The organism is Caloramator sp. Dgby_cultured_2 (genome assembly GCF_028872215.1).
In the GTDB taxonomy this organism is placed as follows: Bacteria; Bacillota; Clostridia; order Clostridiales; family Caloramatoraceae; genus Caloramator; species Caloramator australicus.
In genome coordinates this window covers 2,455,001-2,457,500 of sequence record NZ_CP118396.1, presented here as the reverse complement: position 1 = coordinate 2,457,500, position 2,500 = coordinate 2,455,001, and the positions used below count along the sequence as shown (strand labels likewise).

1 protein-coding gene and 2 rRNA genes (2 of these 3 cut by a window edge) are annotated in these 2,500 nt (G+C 48.3%); all 3 read right to left on the bottom strand.

What is annotated here, in order from left to right:
• Positions 1 to 568 carry the 5' portion of an NAD(P)/FAD-dependent oxidoreductase gene (locus PWK10_RS17185; protein ID WP_446715399.1) on the bottom strand. Its footprint begins 35 nt before the window's first position, so 568 of the gene's 603 nt are visible here — the first part of the coding sequence; the start codon lies at positions 566 to 568; its stop codon lies beyond the left edge, outside the window.
• 217 nt (positions 569 to 785) lie between these two features.
• Positions 786 to 902 (bottom strand): 5S ribosomal RNA (rrf, locus tag PWK10_RS17180).
• 14 nt (positions 903 to 916) lie between these two features.
• Positions 917 to 2,500: ribosomal RNA gene (locus PWK10_RS17175) — 23S ribosomal RNA — on the bottom strand (it continues 1,290 nt past the right edge of the window).

Below are 2,500 nucleotides of genomic sequence, written 5' to 3'. Positions count from 1 at the left end.
ATGTTGTTAGAATAACCTCATTGCCTTTAAATTCTATTTTACTAATATAAGTATTTTCATAAACCTTTATACCGCGATTAAAAGCCTTTCTAATAAGATAATGTGTAAATAGGTAAGGATTTATCTCACCAGAGCCTTCATCTGACAATATGCCTAATTCCATTGGAAAGGAGAACATATCTTTAGCCCGTTGTTTATCAACAAGTTCAACCTTAAATCCATTATTTTTTCTGAGTTCATATTCTTTAGTAAGTAGCTTTATGTCTTTATTTTTATCAGTATACAAAAGACTCTTTCTAAAGTTAAATTCACAGTCATTATCAAGTTCCTTGATTATTTGCCCTATTTCATAAACTGCATTGCTACACATTTTAAATACCTTTACAGCATTTTCTTCACCAAGGACATTACTAAGACCTATCAAATTAGTGTCTACTTCATATTGAAGTATAGATGTAGACGCCCTAGTGCTGAAATAGCCTATTATATTTCCTTCAATAAGCAAAACATCGTGACCAGATGATGACAGATAATAGGCACATAGGGCACCACTAACCCCTCCACCAATTATAACTACATCTGATTTTACGTTCCTATCTAAATATTCATATTTAAAAGGAATTCCATCTTTACTCCAAAAAGTTCTCCTGATATAAGTTTCATAAACTCACCTCAAAAATAGCTTTAACCAAAATAATTTTTTATACAATAAATCTTAAACTTAAGTGCCAGAGTGCCGGGCGCACATAAAAAGCCTCAACCATTTCGGTTGAGGCTTTAAATTTACCCGGCAGTCACCTACTCTCCCAGGCCGTCTCCAGCCTAATACCATCGGCGTAGGTAGGCTTAACCTTCGTGTTCGGAATGGGAACGGGTGTTTCCCTACCTCTATCACCACCGGATTAAACTGCACAATAAGATCAAGCCCTCGACCTATTAGTACCAGTCAGCTAAACGCCTTACGACGCTTACACCTCTGGCCTATCTACCTGGTAGTCTTCCAGGGGTCTTACCGCTTCCGCGTGGGAAATCTCATCTTGGGGTGGGCTTCGCGCTTAGATGCCTTCAGCGCTTATCCCTTCCGAACTTGGCTACCCAGCTGTGCCATTGGCATGACAACTGGTGCACCAGAGGTTCGTCCATCCCGGTCCTCTCGTACTAAGGACAGCTCCCCTCAAATTTCCTACGCCCGCGACGGATAGGGACCGAACTGTCTCACGACGTTCTGAACCCAGCTCGCGTGCCGCTTTAATGGGCGAACAGCCCAACCCTTGGGACCTACTTCAGCCCCAGGATGCGACGAGCCGACATCGAGGTGCCAAACCTCCCCGTCGATGTGGACTCTTGGGGAGATCAGCCTGTTATCCCCGAGGTAGCTTTTATCCGTTGAGCGATGGCCCTTCCACTCAGAACCACCGGATCACTAAGCCCGACTTTCGTCCCTGTTCGAGATGTCTCTCTCTCAGTCAAGCTCCCTTCTGCCTTTGCACTCTCCGCGCGATTTCCAACCGCGCTGAGGGAACCTTTGGGCGCCTCCGTTACCTTTTAGGAGGCGACCGCCCCAGTCAAACTGCCCACCTAGCAATGTCCCGTGACTTGCTTCAAAGCCTCCGGTTAGGGCTTCAGTATCATCAGGGTGGTATCCCAACGTCGGCTCCGTAGAACCTTGCGACCCTACTTCTTAGCCTCCCACCTATCCTGTACAGACAATACCAAAACCCAATGCTAAGCTACAGTAAAGCTCTACGGGGTCTTTCCGTCCAATCGCGGGTAGCAAGCATCTTCACTTGCACTACAATTTCGCCGAGCCCCTCGTTGAGACAGCGCCCAGGTCGTTACGCCATTCGTGCGGGTCGGAACTTACCCGACAAGGAATTTCGCTACCTTAGGACCGTTATAGTTACGGCCGCCGTTTACTGGGGCTTCGGTTCAGAGCTCTCACCCTTCCCCTTAACCTTCCAGCACCGGGCAGGCGTCAGCCCCTATACTTCGTCTTTCGACTTAGCAGAGACCTGTGTTTTTGCTAAACAGTCGCCTGGGCCTATTCTCTGCGGCCTGCTCTCGCAGGCACCCCTTCTCCCGAAGTTACGGGGTCAATTTGCCGAGTTCCTTAACGAGGGTTCTCTCGCTCGCCTTAGGATTCTCTCCTCGCCTACCTGTGTCGGTTTGCGGTACGGGCACCTGCTTCCTCGATAGAGGCTTTTCTCGGCAGTGTGAAATCAGCTGCTTCGCCTTGCGGCTCCCCTTAAGCGCTCAGCTTAGCTCTACGGATTTGCCTATAGAGCATGCCTTACGCCTTGGACGCACATCTCCATCCGTGCGCTCAGCCTATCCTCCTGCGTCACCCCTTCTCTCAAACGGCTACAGGTGGTATCGGAATATCAACCGATTGTCCATCACCTACGCCTTTCGGCCTCGGCTTAGGTCCCGACTAACCCTGGGCGGACGAACCTTCCCCAGGAAACCTTAGGCTTTCGGCGAGTAGGATTCTCACCTACTT